This is a genomic window from Pseudomonas sp. W2I6, from assembly GCF_030815935.1.
Lineage (GTDB): Bacteria > Pseudomonadota > Gammaproteobacteria > Pseudomonadales > Pseudomonadaceae > Aquipseudomonas.
Genome location: NZ_JAUSXJ010000001.1, coordinates 6,263,175 through 6,280,660 on the forward strand (window position 1 = coordinate 6,263,175; position 17,486 = coordinate 6,280,660).

The 17,486-nt window shown below is 62.3% G+C and carries 14 protein-coding genes and 1 pseudogene; 9 read left to right on the forward strand and 6 right to left on the reverse strand.

The features are described from left to right. Positions 1–6 precede the first annotated feature (6 nt). From QF039_RS29015 to QF039_RS29025, 3 genes are all read left to right on the forward strand, one after another. On the forward strand, positions 7–999 hold the full coding sequence (locus tag QF039_RS29015) for an AraC family transcriptional regulator (protein ID WP_307521951.1): 993 nt from the start codon (positions 7–9) through the stop codon (positions 997–999). Positions 1,000–1,150: 151 nt separating this feature from the next. Continuing rightward, entirely contained in the window at positions 1,151–2,185 is a 1,035-nt protein-coding gene (locus QF039_RS29020; protein WP_008439485.1) for a histone deacetylase family protein, read from the forward strand. Further along, positions 2,182–3,273 carry a polyamine ABC transporter substrate-binding protein gene (locus QF039_RS29025; protein WP_093203570.1) on the forward strand — a complete coding sequence of 364 codons (1,092 nt, stop codon included), beginning with the start codon at positions 2,182–2,184 and terminating at the stop codon, positions 3,271–3,273. Before QF039_RS29020 ends, QF039_RS29025 begins: the two co-directional genes overlap by 4 nt. A 21-nt stretch (positions 3,274–3,294) precedes the next feature. Here QF039_RS29025 and QF039_RS29030 read toward each other — a convergent pair whose 3' ends face one another. Further along, the gene (locus tag QF039_RS29030; protein WP_307521955.1) at positions 3,295–4,857 is read right to left on the reverse strand and encodes a PLP-dependent aminotransferase family protein; all 1,563 of its coding nucleotides are present in this window, start codon (positions 4,855–4,857) and stop codon (positions 3,295–3,297) included. A gap of 90 nt (positions 4,858–4,947) precedes the next feature. Between QF039_RS29030 and QF039_RS29035 the strand changes: the two genes are divergently transcribed. Genes QF039_RS29035 through QF039_RS29045 form a run of 3 tightly spaced genes read left to right on the forward strand, consistent with a single transcriptional unit; the run spans position 4,948 to position 6,711 of the window. Beyond that, positions 4,948–5,583 carry an FMN-binding negative transcriptional regulator gene (locus QF039_RS29035; RefSeq protein WP_177020310.1) on the forward strand — a complete coding sequence of 212 codons (636 nt, stop codon included), beginning with the start codon at positions 4,948–4,950 and terminating at the stop codon, positions 5,581–5,583. After that, complete coding sequence (locus tag QF039_RS29040) at positions 5,580–6,026, forward strand: GNAT family N-acetyltransferase (protein WP_003213433.1); 447 nt, start codon at positions 5,580–5,582, stop codon at positions 6,024–6,026. The genes QF039_RS29035 and QF039_RS29040 overlap by 4 nt, the downstream gene beginning before the upstream one ends. A gap of 13 nt (positions 6,027–6,039) precedes the next feature. Next, positions 6,040–6,711 (forward strand): GNAT family N-acetyltransferase, encoded by a 672-nt coding sequence (locus tag QF039_RS29045; protein ID WP_307521958.1) that lies wholly within the window; start codon positions 6,040–6,042, stop codon positions 6,709–6,711. 220 nt (positions 6,712–6,931) lie between these two features. Here QF039_RS29045 and QF039_RS29050 read toward each other — a convergent pair whose 3' ends face one another. After that, on the reverse strand, positions 6,932–7,207 hold the full coding sequence (locus QF039_RS29050; RefSeq protein WP_087694596.1) for a helix-turn-helix domain-containing protein: 276 nt from the start codon (positions 7,205–7,207) through the stop codon (positions 6,932–6,934). A gap of 87 nt (positions 7,208–7,294) precedes the next feature. On the opposite strand from QF039_RS29050, the gene QF039_RS29055 reads away from it, so the two are divergent. Both QF039_RS29055 and QF039_RS29060 read left to right on the forward strand, forming a co-directional pair. Then, complete coding sequence (locus QF039_RS29055; protein ID WP_307521961.1) at positions 7,295–10,267, forward strand: autotransporter domain-containing protein; 2,973 nt, start codon at positions 7,295–7,297, stop codon at positions 10,265–10,267. A gap of 111 nt (positions 10,268–10,378) precedes the next feature. Beyond that, entirely contained in the window at positions 10,379–11,707 is a 1,329-nt protein-coding gene (locus tag QF039_RS29060) for an autotransporter domain-containing protein (protein WP_307521964.1), read from the forward strand. A gap of 70 nt (positions 11,708–11,777) precedes the next feature. Here QF039_RS29060 and oadA read toward each other — a convergent pair. Beyond that, a pseudogene (gene oadA / locus QF039_RS29065) lies at positions 11,778–13,587 on the reverse strand (sodium-extruding oxaloacetate decarboxylase subunit alpha). Positions 13,588–13,598: 11 nt separating this feature from the next. Beyond that, positions 13,599–15,014 carry an acetyl-CoA carboxylase biotin carboxylase subunit gene (locus QF039_RS29070; RefSeq protein WP_003213442.1) on the reverse strand — a complete coding sequence of 472 codons (1,416 nt, stop codon included), beginning with the start codon at positions 15,012–15,014 and terminating at the stop codon, positions 13,599–13,601. Between the two features lie 194 nt (positions 15,015–15,208). Between QF039_RS29070 and QF039_RS29075 the strand changes: the two genes are divergently transcribed. Next, the gene (locus tag QF039_RS29075; protein ID WP_102604039.1) at positions 15,209–16,183 is read left to right on the forward strand and encodes a LysR family transcriptional regulator; all 975 of its coding nucleotides are present in this window, start codon (positions 15,209–15,211) and stop codon (positions 16,181–16,183) included. Here the strand turns inward: QF039_RS29075 and QF039_RS29080 are convergent. Together QF039_RS29080 and hexR are read right to left on the reverse strand one after the other, a co-directional pair. Beyond that, on the reverse strand, positions 16,113–16,310 hold the full coding sequence (locus QF039_RS29080) for a PA3496 family putative envelope integrity protein (RefSeq protein WP_076013218.1): 198 nt from the start codon (positions 16,308–16,310) through the stop codon (positions 16,113–16,115). The two genes, QF039_RS29075 and QF039_RS29080, sit on opposite strands and share 71 nt — an antisense overlap. 222 nt (positions 16,311–16,532) lie before the next feature. Then, positions 16,533–17,399, reverse strand: a complete 867-nt coding sequence (gene hexR, locus QF039_RS29085) for a transcriptional regulator HexR (protein ID WP_003213447.1) — start codon at positions 17,397–17,399, stop codon at positions 16,533–16,535. Positions 17,400–17,486 lie beyond the last annotated feature (87 nt).

Consider the following 17,486-nt stretch of genomic DNA (forward strand, 5'->3'; position numbering starts at 1 on the left):
CCGCCCATGCTGCATTCGCACCTCACCACCCTCAACGCCGTGTCGCTGGTGTTGAGCACGTTCCGCGCCAAAGGCCTGCCGAGTACCGCGCTGCTCGCCGGCAGCGGCATTTGCGCCGCGGACTTGAGCCGCACCGACACGCGCATCACCACTCACCAAGAGATGCGCGTGTGTGCAAATGCCGTGGCCTTACAGTGCGACATCGGCCTGGAATTGGGCCAGCGCATGCATGTTTCGTCCTACGGCATGTTGGGCTATGCGTTACTGACCAGTGCCACCTTCGGTGACGCTTTGCGCCTGGCCCTGCGTTATCCGGCGCTGCTGGGAACACTCTTTGAACTGAGCCTGGTGCAGGACGGTGAGCGTATCTGGTTCACCGCCAGCGATTACCGCGAGAGCGCCGCGCTGACCCTGTTTAACGTCGAGCTGTGTCTGGTGTCGTTGAAAGTCATCTGTGACGACTTGCTCGGCCACCCACTTCCTCTGCTGGGCGCACGCTTTGAACACGATGCGCCGGCTTACCAGAGGCGTTACACCGAGCGTTTCGACTGCCCCTTACAGTTCCAGGCCACAACCAATGCATTCGCGTTTGACCCACGCTGGCTCGAACAACCATTACCCTTGGCGGACGCCGTGACGCACCAGGCCATGGCCGAACGCTGCCGTAAACAGAACACCGAATTTACCGGGCGCGAAGCCTGGCTGGGGCGTATCCGTCAGTTACTCGCGACGCAACTGCACGCCGCTCCCGGGCTGGATGGCCTGGCGCAGCAAATGAACTGTTCAGCCCGCACCTTGCGCCGGCACTTGCAGAACCTGGGGTCCAGCTACCAGGAACTGCTCGACGAGCTACGCTTCGAGCGGGCCAAGCAATTGCTGGGGGAAGGCGCGCTGCCGATCCATCGGATTGCCGAGCAGTTGGGTTTCAGCGAGACCGCCAGTTTCCGCCATGCATTTGTACGCTGGAGCGGCGTCGCGCCCAGCCAGTTCCGGCCTTGATCCATTCAAGGGCATGGCTGCGCCATTGAGGGGCGAATTGCGGACAGATAATTTGGCCATATCGGTCCCCTTTTGGCCGCTCCTGCCATTCTCATTAATCCCACCCGCCGCAAGACTGGACTCACCGATTCAGCCTGCGGAGAACAACAATATGCTGACGATCTACTCGGACGATCACCACCTGCACCATGGCCGGTGCGAGTTGATGGACGGGCAACTGATGCCCTGTTTTGAAATGCCCTCGCGCGCCGACCATGTGTTGCAACGGGTCAAGGACCGCGAACTGGGCCCGGTGCAAGCGCCTGAGGATTTTGGCCTGGCGCCGCTGCAACGTATTCACAGCCCCGCGTACCTGGACTTCTTCAAAGGCGCCTGGCAACGCTGGACGGCATTTGGCCAGGACGGAGACTTGCTGCCCTACACCTGGCCCGCACGCACCTTGCGCCGGGTCATCCCCACCAGCCTGCACGGCCAGCTCGGCTATTACAGCTTCGACGGCGGCGCGCCGATCACCGCCGGCACCTGGCAAGCGGCCTACAGCGCGGCGCAAGTAGCACTCACCGCGCAACAGGCGATCCAGCAAGGCGCCCGCAGTGCCTTCGCCCTGTGCCGTCCGCCCGGGCACCATGCCGCCAGCGACTTGATGGGCGGATATTGCTACCTCAACAACGCGGCGATCGCAGCCCAGGCGTTTCTCGACCAAGGCCACACAAAGGTGGCCATCCTCGACGTGGACTACCACCACGGCAACGGTACCCAGTCGATTTTCTACGAGCGCGACGATGTGCTGTTCACCTCGATCCACGGCCATCCGGAGGCGGAATTTCCGTTCTTCCTGGGCTACGCCGACGAGTTGGGCGAAGGCGCCGGTGAGGGTTTCAACTTCAACTATCCGTTGCCCGCAGGTTCTGGCTGGGACCGCTGGAGCGCCGCGCTGGAGCAGGCCTGCGGGGATATCGAGCGCTACGGCGCCGACATCATCGTGGTCTCGCTGGGCGTCGACACCTTCAAGGACGACCCGATCTCCCAGTTCAAGCTCGACAGCCCCGACTACCTGGCGATGGGCGCGCGAATCGCCCGCCTCGGCAAACCGACGCTGTTTGTGATGGAAGGCGGCTACGCCGTGGAAGAAATCGGCATCAATGCCGTCAACGTTCTCGAAGGTTTTGAGGGATTCGCCCAATGAATATGCTCAAGCATCTCGTCCTCTGCGCCGCCGTGCTGAGCGGGGCCGCGCACGCCGAAGAAAGAACCCTGCGGGTCTACAACTGGTTCGACTACATCACGCCCAAGGCCCTGGAAGATTTCAAGGCGCAGAACCCCAGCGTCAAGCTGGTCTACGACATCTTCGACACCAACGAAGCCCTCGAGGCCAAGCTGCTGACCGGCAACTCCGGCTATGACGTGGTGGTGCCGTCCAACGTGTTCCTGGCCAAGCAGATCGAAGCCTCGGTGTTCCAGCCGCTGGACCGCAGCAAACTGCCCAACTGGAACCACCTTGATCCCAAGTTGATGAAGCTGATCGAGGCCAACGATCCCGGCAATAAATTCGCCGTGCCCTACATGTACGGCACCATCCTGATCGGCTTCAACCCGGACAAGGTCAAGGCCGCGCTGGGGGCCAACGCCCCCGTGGACAGCTGGGACCTGATCTTTAACGTCGAGAACATCAGCAAGCTCAAGCAATGCGGCGTGGCGCTGCTGGATTCGCCGTCGGAAATCCTGCCCCTGGCCCTGCAACACCTGGGCCTGGACCCCAACAGCAGCAACCCGGCGGACTATGTCAAAGCCGAAGCATTGCTGATGAAGATCCGCCCGTACATCACCTATTTCCACTCGTCCAAGTACATGGCCGACATTGCCAACGGCGACATCTGCGTGGCGGTCGGCTATTCCGGCAGCTTCTCCCAGGCCGCCAACCGCGCCAAGGAAGCCAAGAACGGTGTGACCGTGGACATGCGGCTACCCAAAGAAGGCGCTCCGATCTGGTTCGACATGCTCGCGATCCCCAAAGGCGCCAAGGACCCGGAAGACGCCTACGCCTTTATCAACTACCTGCTGCAACCGGGCGTGATCGCGCCGATCAGCGATTTTGTCGGTTACCCCAACCCCAACAAGGACGCCACCGGGTTGGTGGATCCGGCGATTCGCAACAACCCCAACCTGTACCCGACCGAGGCGGCCATGGCCACGCTGTATACCCTCAAGCCCCTGGGACGTGACGCCGAACGAGCCAGGACCCGCGCCTGGACCAAGATCAAGTCCGGCACCTGATCGGTTGCCGCCGGTTGCGCCTCAGTGCGCAACCGGCGCGTGCCAAACCTGGCCCAAGCGCTTCAACGCCTGGCTGATCTGCGCCTCGGGCACGGCAGCAAACCCCAACACCAATCCGGCACGCTGATCCTGCGGCGTGAGTGACTCCGGCAGCCAATAGCTGCTCAAGCCATTGACCTCCACACCCACCGCCGCCGCCTGTTGGATCAGCGCCTGTTCCCGCGCCAGGCTGTCGACCCGCACGGTCAGGTGCAGCCCGGCCGCCACCGACGGCAGGCGGCCAACGCCTTCAATGTCGGCGGGCCATTCGGCCAATAGCGCATTGAGCCGGCTCTGCGCGGCGCGGCGCATGCGGCGTACATGGCGCTGGAAATGCCCGGTCGCCATGAACTCCGCCATCACCGCCTGGGTGCTGACTTCCGAGTGGCGCACGTCCACCGCGCGGCGCCGGGCAAAGGCCTGGACCAGGCCGACCGGCAACACCAGGTAGCCCAGGCGCAGCGCCGGAAAGGCCACCTTGCCGAAAGTCCCGACATACAGCACCCGCCCCGTGCGATCGAGGGCCGCCAGTGGCGCCAGGGGCGCGCCGCTGTAGCGGTACTCACCGTCGTAGTCATCCTCGACGATCCAGCCGCCCGTACGCTCGGCCCAGGCCAGCAGTTCCAGGCGCCGGGCCAGGCTCATCACCACGCCGGTGGGGTATTGATGGGACGGGGTGACGTAGGCCAGGCGGCAACCGCCGAGGCGGTTCAAGGCAGCGCAGTCGATGCCCTCGCTGTCCACCGTAACGCCATGCAATTGGCCACCCGCCACCGCGAACGCATGGCCTGCTGCCCGATACCCCGGATTCTCGATGGCAACCTCATCGCCGGGCTCCACCAGCAGCTGTGCACAAAGGCTGATTGCCTGCTGCGCGCCACTGGTGATCACTATTTGCTCAGCCGTGCACTGCATGCCGCGAGAACTGCGTAAATAGGCCGCAATCAATCCACGCAGGCGCGCGTCGCCCGCCGGGTCGCCGTAACACAACTGCTGCAAGTCCGGCTTGCGCCAGAAAGCCGCATTCAGCTTGGCCCACACGTCAAACGGGAACAGATCGAAAGCCGGTACGCCCACCCTGAAAGCCCTCGGCGGACCACTGGGCGGAAGCGCCAAATGATTGTTTTCCACCCGCGCCAGCGCACCGCTGTGGATAACTTGACTGGACGAAAACACAGGTAAATCTGGCCGTTTTGTGGATAAACCTGGGGATAAGCCTGTTGATAACCCTGTGGACACTTTTGTGGATAGTTTTTTTGCGGCCGTCGGTGTCTGCGGCAATTGCGCCACATAGGTGCCATCACCCACGCGGCCCTCAATAAATCCTTCGGCGTACAGTTGGTCGTAGGCGCGAACCACACTGTTGCGCGAGATCGATAGCGCCGCCGCCAGGTCACGGCTGGCGGGGAGCCGGGTGCCACTGACCAACCGGCCATCCAGTACTCGCTGGCGCAGCGCCTGATAGAGCTGGCGGGTGAGTCCCTGGCGGCGGTCCAACTCGATACCCGCCGGGTTGAACGAGAGCGGTGGTTCTAGCGCAGGCATGGAATTGGACCTATAAAATTGACTGTAGATGGCTCTTACAACGAACCAATAGCCTGCCTAGGATGCAGGCATTCGCCAAGGAAAATCTTCATGTACACACCACGCGCCTTTGCCCTCGATGACTTGCCTGAAATCCAGCAACTGATCCAGCACACGCGCCTGGCGCAACTGGTGACCTTGGGCGAACAAGGCCTGCAAGCCAGCCATTTGCCGCTGCTGCTCAACCCGGATGAAGGGCCCAACGGCACCCTTTACGGGCACATGGCCAAGGCCAATCGCCAATGGCAGGACCTGCAAAATGGCGGCGAGGCCCTGGTGATTTTTGCCGGGGCCGAGGCCTACGTCAGCCCGTCGTTCTACCCGGCCAAGGCCGAACACGGCAAAGTGGTGCCGACCTGGAATTACATCGCGGTACACGCCTACGGCACCGGCGAAGTGTTCACCGACGCCGAGCGCCTGCTCGAACTGGTCAGCGCCCTCACCGACCGCCATGAAGGCAATCGCGCCCAACCCTGGAAAGTCAGCGACGCCCCGGCCGACTACATCGACGGCATGCTCAAGGCCATCGTCGGCTTTGCCCTGCCGATCCAACGCCTGGAAGGCAAACGCAAACTCAGCCAGAACCGCAGCCCGGCGGACATCGCCGGTGTTCGCGACGGCCTGGCTGCCAGCACCGACGTACGCGACCAGACCCTCGCCCGCTTTATTCCCAAGGAGCCATCATGAGCCAGATCGAAATCCGCCAGGTCAGCGCCGCCGACCACGCCGCTTGGTTGCCCCTGTGGCAAGCCTACCTGCGCTTCTACAACACCGAGCTGCCCGACGCCGTCAGCCAGAACACCTGGCAACGCTTGATCGACGCCAATGAGCCGACCCACTCGGCCCTGGCCTGGCAGGACGGCAAGGCCGTAGGCATGGTCAATTTCATCTACCACCGTTCCAACTGGAGCATCGAGAACTCCTGCTACCTGCAGGATTTGCTGGTAGATCCGGCCCAGCGCGGCACCGGCGTCGGCCGCAAGCTGATCGAATTCGTCTACGCCACCGCCAAGGCCGACGGTTGCTGCAAGGTCCACTGGCTGACCCACGAGACCAACGCCACCGCCATCCAGCTGTACGAACGCATCGCCGAACGCCCCGGTTTTATCCAGTTTCGCAAAGGTCTTTAAGGAGAAGCACAGCATGACGACATCATTGGCCGACTGGAAAGGTGTCCCGGCGCCCACCGTCACCCTTATCGAAGGGCGCTTCGTGCGCCTGGAAAAACTCGACCCGGCCCGCCACGGCGATGACCTGTTCAATGCCCTGCAAGGCCCCGGCGCGGATCCGAAGCTGTGGGATTATTTGCCTTACGGCCCGTTCCCCGAGCGCGCCGCCTTCGACGCCTGGCTGAACAACCACGCGTCCCACAGCGACCCGTACTTCTTCAGCGTGATCGACAAGGCCAGCGGCAAGGTGCAAGGCATCCTCAGCCTGATGTCCATCGTGCCCGAGCAAGGCCGCATCGAAATCGGCCACGTGACCTTCGGCGCCCCGATGCAACGTTCACCGAAAAGCACCGAGGCGGTGTACCTGCTGGCCAGGCACTCGTTTGAGCTGGGCAATCGTCGCCTGGAGTGGAAGTGCAACAACGCCAACGCCCGCTCCAAAAACGCCGCCGAGCGGTTGGGTTTCAGTTTTGAAGGGGTGTTTCGCCAGCACACCGTGGTCAAGGGCCGCAACCGGGATACGGCGTGGTACTCGATCCTGGATGGGGAATGGCCGGCGATTGGGGCGGGGTTTGAGCGGTGGCTGTCAGATGCCAACCAGACCGGTTCGGGACAGTTGAAAACGCTGGTGGAATGCCGTACCTAAGCCACCCTGCCACCCCCTGACAAATGTGGGAGCGGGCTTGCTCGCGAAAGCGGCGTATCAGTCACAAATGTATCAACTGACCCACCGTCATCGCGGGCAAGCCCGGCTCCCACATTGTATCTTCAGCGTATCCGGGCCTTGTGCTCAGCCGAGGCGAATAGGCGAGCATCTATACCTTGAAATACTTGCTCACGATCAAACACCACGCCATCGCCTTTTCCTACAAGCTTCTGCGAACCTTCACCACTCCCATCTTCAACCCAAACGGCCTGAACACTGCGTTCAACGACTTCAGCGTCTGATTGCCCTCGCCATGTTCGATATGCACCAGCGTGCGTACGGAGATTTTGCACATCTTGGCAAACTGGCTCTGATGCAGCCCAGTGACTTCCGTTCGCAGCCGGCGTACCGCCTCGGCTATTTCCAGCGTTCCCTCGGCCAATGCATCCTGAATGCTTTCGATCAACCGGGTTCGTTCTTCAACCGTCAGGCTCATTTCAATCCCCGTCACCTCCTCGCCATCATTCTGTAAAAAACCTCCGCTATACAGGTCGACTCTTTTCCAAAAACAAGGTCGCCCGCCATGCCCCCTTCGCCCCAGCGCCTTGCGCTCACTCTCGGCCTGCTGGTCAGCAGCGGTTTTGCCGATGCGGCGCCCGCGCCAACCAAGACGCTGCAGATCGACACGCCCACCACCACCGGGCAAACCCTGGGCGGTAGCGACTCGCTGACGATCTCGGCACCGGGCAGTATCACCACCTCCAAAGTCGCGGTGACCTTGAAGGACGGCACCACCGGTAATGGCGTGGTGATCGACAACTCCGGCAGCATTACCTCCACGGGTGGCCGGGCCATCGACAGCAGCGGCAGCCTCACCGGTACGCGCAACTACAGCATCTACAACCGCGCCGGCGGTGTGATCCAGGGCGCCAACGACGCGCTGCGCATCGACAGCAACTTCGCCAGCGGCAGCCTGCTGATCGACAACAGCGGCACCATTCGCTCTGCCACCGGCCAAGGGCTGGACCTGGATGCGATCCGCAGCTCCAACGTCACCACCACTATCATCAACCGCCAGGGCGGGCTGATTCGCGGTGACGCCAGCGACGGCATGAAGACCGGCGGCAACGCTACGATCACCAACTACGGCGAGATTTCCACCGGCGACACCCACTCGCGCGATGACAAATTCGACGGCGTCGACATCGACTCCGCTACTGGCGTGACCGTCACCAACTACGGCCTCATCTCCGGCGGCCGCCACGGCATCACCACCGACCTGGGCGCCACGCTGACCAACTACGGCACGGTAATCGGCCGCAACGGCTCGGGCTTTGGTTCCGACGGCGATGGCACGGTGATCAACCACGGCACTATTACCGGCGCATTTTCCGGACTGCAGCCGGACGGCGATGGTGACGGCGTGGACATCGACAAGATCGCCCACATTGAAAACTACGGCATCATCCAGGGCGTCGGCGCCGGCGGTGTCGACAAGAACGGCTTTGCCAACGGCAGCGAAGGCATCGCCCTCGGCGGTGGCTACGTGTTCAACGGCGTGGGTGCATTGGTAAGCGGTGCCAACAACGCGGTGCTGGTGGACGACGGCAGCGACGGCCCGGGACTCGCTGCAACCACCCTGATCAACCATGGCACCATTCAGGGCCTGAACGGCTTCGGCGTGAAGTTCGTCGGCGAGTTTGCCGACACGGTGGTCAACGCCGGCTTGATCAGCGGCAGCAACGGCCTGGCCCTGGATTTGGGCGGCGGCGATGACACGCTGACCCTGCTCGGCGGCAGCCGCTTTGTCGGCGTGGTGGATGGCGGCACCGGATATGACCGCGTGATCATGGACGACGTCGCCGGCGGCAGTTTTGGCGACAGCCGCAACTTCGAATGGCTGGACGTGAAGCAAGGCACCTGGACCCTCACCGGCAGCGGCGACTTCAGCGACGGCGGCGAGATTTTCAGCGGCGCCAAGCTGATCAACCAGGGTGGGATCGCTGGCAACCTGACCGTCGATGAAGGCGGTATCTATGCCGGTGGCGGCAGTGTCGGCAGCCTGTTGGTCAAAGGCACCTTGCAGACCAACACCACCCTCGGCACCGCCAGCATCACCCGCGACCTGACGATGACCAGCGGCTCGACCCTGGCCTATGGCGTGAATGCCGACGGCAGCAGCGCACCGGTCCAGGTCGGCGGCACCGCGTACCTGAATGGCGCGACCCTGGCGGTCAATCCCGGCACCGGCACCTACCCGTGGCAGAGCCACTACACGGTACTGCAGGCCGGCAGCATCAATGGCACGTTCGGCAAGGTCACCAGCGACTATGCCTTCCTCACCCCCACACTGGATTACAGCCCTACCCAGGTCGGCCTGACCTATTCCCGCAATGACGTGGCGTTCAATCAGTTCGCCAACACCGGCAACGGCACCCGCGCCGCCAACGCCCTGGCGAGCCTGGGCAAGAACAACGCGTTGTACAACGCCTTGCTCAACACCACCAACAGCAGCGCCGGTGCCGCCATCGAGCAATTGGCGGGCAGCAGCACCGCCAACCTGACCAGTGCCACCCTCGGCGCCAGCGCCCAGGTCGGCAACAGCATGTTGAACGCCATGCACCAACTGGGCGGCGGTGCCGGACTGCTGGTGGGCCTTGATCAAAAAGACACACCCGTACTGGCCGCCACCGGCGTACCCGCCGAAGCCCGTAACCTCAACGACCCCAATGCCCGGGGCCGCCTGTGGCTGCAAGGTATCGGCAGCTACGGCAAGCTCGACGGCGACCACGGCAGCAATGGCCTGACCCAGCGCACCAAAGGCAGCGTGCTGGGGGCCGATTGGGCGCTCGATTCGGACTGGCGCGTGGGCGTGCTGGGCGGTTATTCGAAGACCGACCTGGACACCACCGGCGTCGACGGCAGCGTCGACAGCTGGCACGCCGGCGTCTACGCCATGCGCCAGAGCGGACCGCTGGCCTTGCGCCTGGGTGCTGCGTACAGCGGGCACCAGGGAGACAGTAAACGTACGGTGGCCTTTGACGGTTTCAACGATCGGCCCAAAGGTGACTACGACGCCAACAGCCAACAAGCCTTCGCCGAACTGGGTTATGCCATGGGCAGCGGGCGCCTGAGCGCCGAGCCGTTCGCCAACCTCGGCTACCAGCGCTACCACCGCGACAGCTACAACGAAAAAGGCGGCGCCGCCGCCCTGCATGTCGACGGGCAAACCCAGGACAATTTCAGCAGCACCTTCGGCCTGCGCCTGGCGCACTTGAGCCAGCTGGACAACGGCATCAGTCTCACGCCGCGGGTCAGCGCCGGCTGGAAACACACCTACGGCGACGTGGACAGCAGCACCCGCCAGGCCTTCCTGATGGGCGGCACCGCGTTCAACGTCGAAGGCAGCGCCCTGGACCGCGACAGCCTGTTGCTGGAAGCCGGGCTGGATGTAGGCCTGTCGGCACGCCATACCCTCGGCGTGGGCTACAGCGGCGAAATAGGCAGTAACAGCCGCAATCACGGGCTGATCGGGCAATGGCAGATGAGTTTTTAATCGCGGCCCACTAGAGACATCTCTGGCAGGCAAAGGGTGGATGGCCTGACATTTATCCGCCCTTTACCCCGCTAGATTTCCCGACCTCATACATCAAGAGGTCGGACCTGCATGCCACTCCTTCAGAAACAACTCGCACTCGCCATCACCTTCGCGCTGGGTGCCACCAACGCTCAATTCGTCCAGGCGCGAGGGGACATCGATCCAGACAGCGAGTGGTTCATCCCGGCGCCAGAGGTCGGCCAGCAAGGCCACCAGCGCCCCAAGCCACCCAAGCCCACTCCCGACTTTTACTTCAACGACCACGCCACCACCCGTAACGGCCAGCAGGTTGCCCGCGTACTGGACTCTGCCGTGGATACCCTCATCAAGTCGGGCGAACTCAATGACTGGGAGGAGTACGAACTGGACAATATCGCCCGGGAACTTGGCAGGCTGGCACCGGGCCGTGTGGGTGCAGTTCTGGAGCAGCTGGCAGGCAGCCAGAACGCCAACCTTGGCGCCGCCACTCAAGACAGTATGAAACAGCTCAACAGCAGCCTGCTTTCAGTCATGCGCCGGACAGGCGACGAACGCAACCTTACGGATGCCGAAGGCAATGGCCACGTATGGCTCCAGGCCCTTGGCAACGCTGGCAAGCTTGAAGGACAGCACGGTAGCGTGGGCCTGCAGCAAAACACCCAAGGCCTGATGCTGGGCGGCGACTGGGCAGTGGACGATGCCTGGCGGGTGGGTGTGATGGGCGCCAAGTCCGCCAGCGACCTGAACGCCAAACGCTTCAAAGGCGAACTGGACAGCTGGCACCTCGGCGGTTACGCCGTGCGTCAGGACGGCCCCCTTGCACTGCGCCTGGGGGCGATCTACAGCAGCCATGCCGGCCAAACCCAACGCACCGTAGACTTTGATTTCGTTGAGCGCCGCGAGCAGTCCAAAGGCAAATACAACGCCCAAAGCCAGAACGCTTTCGCCGAGCTGGGCTATCAACTGGACAAGGGCAGTTTCAGCGTCGAACCCTATGCGGGGATCGGCTACCAGCGCTATCACCGCGACCGCTACAAGGAAAAAGGCGGCTTTACAGCGCTGAATGTCGGCGCCCAGACCCAGGAAAACCTCAGCAGCACCTTCGGCTTGCGCCTGGCCAGTGCCTTTACGCTGGACAACCAGATGGCCCTCAAGCCGCACCTGAGCACAGGCTGGAAGCACCTCTACGGTGACGTGAGCAGCACCGTGCGCCAGTCCTCCGCGTGGGTAAAACGGCCGGGCTTCAACAGTGACTTCACCATCGAAGGCACCTCCCTGGACCGCGACAGCCTGGCGCTGCACACCGGAGTGGACCTGGCGCTGTCGACCCGGCACACCGTGGGCCTGGCCTATACCGCCGAGGTCGGCACCCACAGCAGTAACCAGGGTTTGCTGGGCCAGTGGACCCTGGCGTTCTGATTATTGCGGGCGAAAAAAAAGGGGGCACATGCCCCCCCGAGGATTAAGCGGTAGTTTCGAAGGCTGTTGATCAGCCTTCGATTTCAATCAGGATTTCACCCGGGTTGACCCGGTCGCCCTTGGCCACGTGTACGGCGGTGACCTTGCCGGCGATCGACGCCTGTACTTCGGTCTCCATCTTCATCGCTTCAGTGATCAACACAGCCTGGCCGGCCTTCACCACGTCGCCTTCCTTGACCAGCACGTCGACGATGTTGCCCGGCATCGCCGTGCTGACATGGCCTGGCGCGGTGGCGTGCTTGCGCTTGCTGCCGCCACTGCTGACAAACTCGTTGAGCGGCTCGAACACCACTTCTTCCGGCATGCCGTCGATGGACAGGTAGAAGTGGCGCTTGCCTTCGGCCTTGACGCCCACCCCGGTGATGTCCACGCGATAGCTTTCGCCGTGCACGTCGATCACGAACTCGGTCGGCACACCTTCACCACCGGCACGGGCCACGCCGCCGGCTTCAGGAATCGGCAACAGCACTTCAGGGCTCAAGGTGCCAGCGTCGCGCTCTTCAAGGAATTTGCGCCCGATGTCCGGGAACATCGCGTAGGTCAGTACGTCTTCTTCGGACTTGGCCAACGCGCCGATTTCGCCGCGCAACTTGGTCATTTCCGGCTTCAGCAGATCTGCCGGGCGATGGTCGATCACCTCTTCGCTGCCGATGGCCTGGCGCCGCAGTTTTTCATTCACGGTGCCCGGCGCCTTGCCGTAGCCGCCTTGCAGGTACAGCTTCACTTCGTTGGTGATGGTCTTGTAGCGCTCGCCGGCCAGCACGTTGAAGAACGCCTGGGTACCAACGATCTGCGAAGTCGGGGTGACCAGCGGCGGGAAGCCAAGGTCTTCACGAACCCGCGGTATTTCGGCCAGCACTTCGCTCATGCGGTTCAGCGCGCCCTGCTCTTTCAGCTGGTTGGCCAGGTTGGAAATCATCCCGCCCGGTACCTGGTTGACTTGCACGCGGGTGTCGACGGCGGTGAATTCGCTTTCGAACTGATGGTACTTCTTGCGCACGGCGTAGAAGTACAAACCGATTTCCTGCAGCAGTTCCAGGCTGAGGCCGGTGTCGAATTCGCTGCCTTTGAGGGCCGCGACCATCGACTCGGTACCCGGGTGGCTGGTGCCCCAGGCGAAGCTGGAAATGGCGGTGTCGATATGGTCGGCACCGTTTTCGATGGCCTTGAGCTGGCACATCGAAGCCAGGCCCGCAGTGTCGTGGGAGTGGATGAAGATCGGCAGGCTCTGCTCGGCCTTCAGCGCCTTGACCAGCTCGCCGGTGGCGTATGGTGTCAGCAGGCCGGCCATGTCCTTGATCGCCACCGAGTCGCAACCCATGGCTTCCATTTGCTTGGCCTGGGCCACGAACGCCTCGATGGTGTGCACCGGGCTGGTGGTGTAGGCGATGGTGCCCTGGGCATGTTTGCCGGCGGCTTTTACCGCTTCGATGGCCACTCGCAGGTTACGCACGTCGTTCATCGCGTCGAAGATGCGGAACACGTCGATACCGTTGACAGCGGCCTTGGCGACGAAGGCTTTGACCACATCGTCGCTGTAGTGGCGGTAGCCCAACAGGTTCTGGCCACGCAGCAGCATTTGCAGGCGCGTGTTGGGCAAGCGCCGCGCGCAGTTTGCGCAGGCGCTCCCACGGGTCTTCTTTCAGGAAGCGTACGCAGGCGTCGAAGGTCGCGCCGCCCCAGACTTCCAGGGACCAGTAGCCGACTTTGTCGAGCTTGTCGCAGATCGGCAGCATGTCGTCGGTGCGCATGCGGGTCGCCAGCAACGATTGGTGGGCGTCGCGCAGGATGGTGTCGGTTACGAAGATCTTCTTGCTCATTCTTATATTCCTCACAGGCCTGCGTGGGCGGCGATGGCGGCGGCGATGGCCAGGGCCAGCTCTTCGGGTTTGCGCTTGATCGAGTAGTTGGTCAGCTCAGGGTGGCTTTCCACAAAACTGGTGTTGAACTGGCCGCTGCGGAATTCCGGGTTGCGCAGGATTTCCTGGTAATAGGCGGCGGTGGTCTTCACGCCTTGCAGGCGCATGTCGTCCAGGGCGCGCAGGCCGCGGTCCATGGCTTCTTCCCAGGTCAACGCCCACACCACCAGCTTCAGGCACATCGAGTCGTAGAACGGTGGGATGGTGTAGCCGGTGTAGATCGCCGTGTCGGTACGCACGCCAGGACCGCCGGGTGCGTAGTAACGGGTGATCTTGCCGAAGCTGGGCAGGAAGTTGTTCTTCGGGTCTTCGGCGTTGATGCGGAACTGCAACGCAAAACCCCGGTGCTGAATGTCTTCCTGCTTGACCGACAGCGGCAGGCCCGACGCAATGCGGATCTGTTCACGCACGATGTCGATGCCGGTGATTTCTTCGGTGATGGTGTGTTCCACCTGCACCCGGGTGTTCATCTCCATGAAGTACACCTCGCCCTCGGCGAGCAGGAACTCCACGGTGCCGGCGTTCTCGTAGCCCACGGCCTTGGCCGCGCGCACCGACAGGTCGCCGATGTAGGCACGCTGTTCAGGGGTCAGCTGGGGGCTAGGGGCGATCTCGATCAGCTTCTGGTTACGGCGCTGGATCGAGCAATCGCGCTCGAACAGGTGCACCACATTGCCGAAGCTGTCACCGAGGATCTGCGCCTCGATGTGCTTGGGATTGACGATGCATTTTTCCAGGAACACTTCCGCCGAACCGAAGGCCTTGGTGGCTTCGGAAATTACCCGGGGGAAGGCTTGTTCGAGTTCTTCACGGCTGTTGCAGCGACGGATACCGCGACCGCCACCACCGGAGGTGGCCTTGAGCATCACCGGGTAACCAATGCGGTCGCCTTCGGTGAGGGCTTCAGCGATGTCGGCAACGTTGCCTTCGGTGCCCGGGGTCACCGGTACGCCGGCCTTGATCATGCTGCGGCGGGCTTCGGTCTTGTCGCCCATGCGGCGAATCACTTCTGCGGACGGGCCGATGAACTTGATCCCACGTTCGGCGCAAATGTCTGCCAGCTCGGCGTTTTCCGAGAGGAAGCCGTAGCCGGGGTGCAGCGCGTCGCAACCGGTTTCCACCGCCAGGTTCACCAGCTTGCGCGGGTTCAGGTAACCGGCCAATGGCTCGGCACCGATGCTGTGGGCTTCATCTGCACGCTTTACATGCAGGGCATGGCGATCGGCATCGGAATAGACCGCGACCGAACGAATGCCCATCTCGGCGCAGGCACGCACGATACGTACGGCAATCTCACCACGGTTGGCGATCAGGATCTTTTTTATCACTTGGAAATTCCCTTGAGCCGATTGCTACCTACTTCGACCCTGGAAGCGGGTCGGCGCGTGACCAAATGTTTCATGGCAGTCGCGTGACACACACTATGCCCCTGTAGGGATTAACAAAAATCAATAATTATTGGGTTGTGTATAAGCAAAGACTTATAGTCGTCGCATCAAGGGTCGGCGGGAGTGTTTGAACTATGCGTAAGTCATTGATGCGTATGACATTGCGTCAATTGCAGATTTTCAATGAAGTCTGTGATTTGCGTTCCTACAGCCGCGCAGCCGAGGAAATGTCCCTCACGCAACCGGCCGTTAGCCTACAAATCAAGCAGCTGGAAGAGCTGCTGGGCCAGCCATTGTTCGATTACGTCGGCAAAAAGCTCTATATGACTGAAGCTGCTGAAGCCTTGCAACGGGCCAGCCGGGACATTTTCGGCCGCCTGGAAAACCTCGATATGCAACTCTCCGACATGCAGGGCTCGTTGCAGGGCCAGCTGAAACTGGCGGTGGAATCCAGCGCCAAGTACTTCGTGCCGCACCTGTTTGCCGCCTTCAAGCGCCAGCATCCGGAGGTCAACCTGCACCTGACGGTGGTCAACCGCGCCCAGGTGATTCGCCGGCTTTCAGACAACCGCGACGACCTGGTGATCATGTCGATGGTGCCCCAGGACATGGGCCTGGAATTCCTGCCGTTCCTGAACAACCCGATTGTCGCGGTGGCACCCCACGATCATCCGCTGAGCCATCAAGGGCCGTTGCGCCTGCAGGACCTTGAGCCTTACACGCTGCTGTTGCGCGAGCCGGGGTCCGGCACGCGGATGGCGTGCGAAGAGTATTTCAAGGAGAAGCGCGTGCACTTCACCCAGACGGTGGAAGTGTCTTCGGCCGAGGCGCAGCGCGAGTGCGTGACCGCCGGGTTGGGCGTGGCGCTGCTGACGCGCCACGCGGTCAACCTGGAACTGGCCACCGGCGGGCTCAGGGAGCTGCCGGTGGAAGAACTGCCGCTGTACCGCAGTTGGTGCCTGGTGCAGGCCAAGGCCAAGCGCCTGTCACCGGTGGCCCATGCATTCCTGGGCTTTATCCGCAGCGAGCGGCTGCAGATCAGCGCGCTGGCTGAGCGCTTCGCTGGGCAGCTGCGGGTGCCTGCCAGTGGAGTTCCGGATAGTCACTGATGCTCTGTTGCAATTGACGCTGATCGCAGCGGTCTTCAATTGCGCGACGGAAGGCCATGCGGCGCTGGTCTTCCTGCTGGCGGCGAGTCTTGACGGTGCTGTTGCTTTCTTCGTATTGCCGAGCCATTTCGAGTCTCCCAATGCGAGTAAGGGGAGTTCAGGATGGGCTCGGGCAATGACGGTTTAGCGGCATGGGGATGACAGGACGATGAATCTTCCGAGGCAGGACCCAATCAAAATGTGGGAGCGGGCTTGCTCGCGAATGCGGTGGGCCAGCCAGCATATTCAGTGACTGACACTCCGCATTCGCGAGCAAGCCCGCTCCCACAATTGGTCCGCGTACAAACTATCAGTCGTCGAGGGCTTTTACGGACTTGGGTGACAACCGAAGGCTGCGCAAGCTGCGCTTCACGCTCTTGAGGTGGTTGACCAGGCTCGGGCCGCGCGCCATGGCCACGCCCATCGCCAGCACGTCGATCACCACCAGGTGGGCGATACGCGAGGTCAGCGGCGTATAGATCTCGGTGTCCTCGTGCACATCGATCGCCAGGTTGACGGTCGACAGCTCTGCCAATGGCGTCTGGCTCGGGCACAGGGTAATCAGGGTCGCGCCGCTTTCACGCACCAGGTTGGCGGTGATCAGCAAATCCTTGGAGCGGCCGGACTGGGAAATGCAGATCGCCACGTCGCTGGGCTTCAACGTCACCGCCGACATCGCCTGCATGTGCGGGTCGCTGTAGGCCGCCGCCGTCAGCAGCAAACGGAAGAACTTGTGCTGGGCATCCGCCGCCACCGCGCCGGACGCGCCGAAACCATAGAACTCCACGCGCTGGGCCTGGGACATGGCGGTCACGGCTTTTTGCAGCTCCACCGGGTCGAGCTTTTCGCGCACTTCCATCAGGGTGTGCAGGGTGGTGTCGAAGATTTTCAGGCTGTAGTCGGCGACGGAATCGTCTTCGTGGATCGCAAACTGGCCAAAGCTCGCACCCGCTGCCAGGCTCTGGGCCAGCTTGAGCTTCAAGTCCTGGAAACCGGAGCAACCGATGGCGCGGCAGAAGCGCACGATGGTCGGCTCGCTGATGCCCACGCTGTGGGCCAGGTCGGCCATGGAACTGTGCATCACGGCCGCAGGGTCAAGCAGCACGTGATCGGCAACCTTGAGTTCCGATTTGCGTAACAGGTGGCGCGACTGGGCGATATGTTGCAACAGGTTCAAAGGGCTGGACTCTTGTTATTGGCAGACGCCAGGGATGTAGCAAGCTTGTAGTTATACTACAAGAATTACCGATTTGCCCGTTCGATG

What these genes read in the sequence shown, in the direction of transcription:
- QF039_RS29050 (WP_087694596.1), bottom strand. Translation starts at nt 7,207, where the DNA reads ATGAGCCTGACGGTTGAAGAACGAACCCGGTTGATCGAAAGCATTCAG.
- QF039_RS29035 (WP_177020310.1), top strand. Translation starts at nt 4,948, where the DNA reads ATGTACACACCACGCGCCTTTGCCCTCGATGACTTGCCTGAAATCCAG.
- QF039_RS29055 (WP_307521961.1), top strand. Translation starts at nt 7,295, where the DNA reads ATGCCCCCTTCGCCCCAGCGCCTTGCGCTCACTCTCGGCCTGCTGGTC.
- QF039_RS29060 (WP_307521964.1), top strand. Translation starts at nt 10,379, where the DNA reads ATGCCACTCCTTCAGAAACAACTCGCACTCGCCATCACCTTCGCGCTG.
- QF039_RS29080 (WP_076013218.1), bottom strand. Translation starts at nt 16,310, where the DNA reads ATGGCTCGGCAATACGAAGAAAGCAACAGCACCGTCAAGACTCGCCGC.
- QF039_RS29030 (WP_307521955.1), bottom strand. Translation starts at nt 4,857, where the DNA reads ATGCCTGCGCTAGAACCACCGCTCTCGTTCAACCCGGCGGGTATCGAG.
- QF039_RS29040 (WP_003213433.1), top strand. Translation starts at nt 5,580, where the DNA reads ATGAGCCAGATCGAAATCCGCCAGGTCAGCGCCGCCGACCACGCCGCT.
- QF039_RS29045 (WP_307521958.1), top strand. Translation starts at nt 6,040, where the DNA reads ATGACGACATCATTGGCCGACTGGAAAGGTGTCCCGGCGCCCACCGTC.
- QF039_RS29025 (WP_093203570.1), top strand. Translation starts at nt 2,182, where the DNA reads ATGAATATGCTCAAGCATCTCGTCCTCTGCGCCGCCGTGCTGAGCGGG.
- QF039_RS29075 (WP_102604039.1), top strand. Translation starts at nt 15,209, where the DNA reads ATGCGTAAGTCATTGATGCGTATGACATTGCGTCAATTGCAGATTTTC.
- QF039_RS29015 (WP_307521951.1), top strand. Translation starts at nt 7, where the DNA reads ATGCTGCATTCGCACCTCACCACCCTCAACGCCGTGTCGCTGGTGTTG.
- QF039_RS29020 (WP_008439485.1), top strand. Translation starts at nt 1,151, where the DNA reads ATGCTGACGATCTACTCGGACGATCACCACCTGCACCATGGCCGGTGC.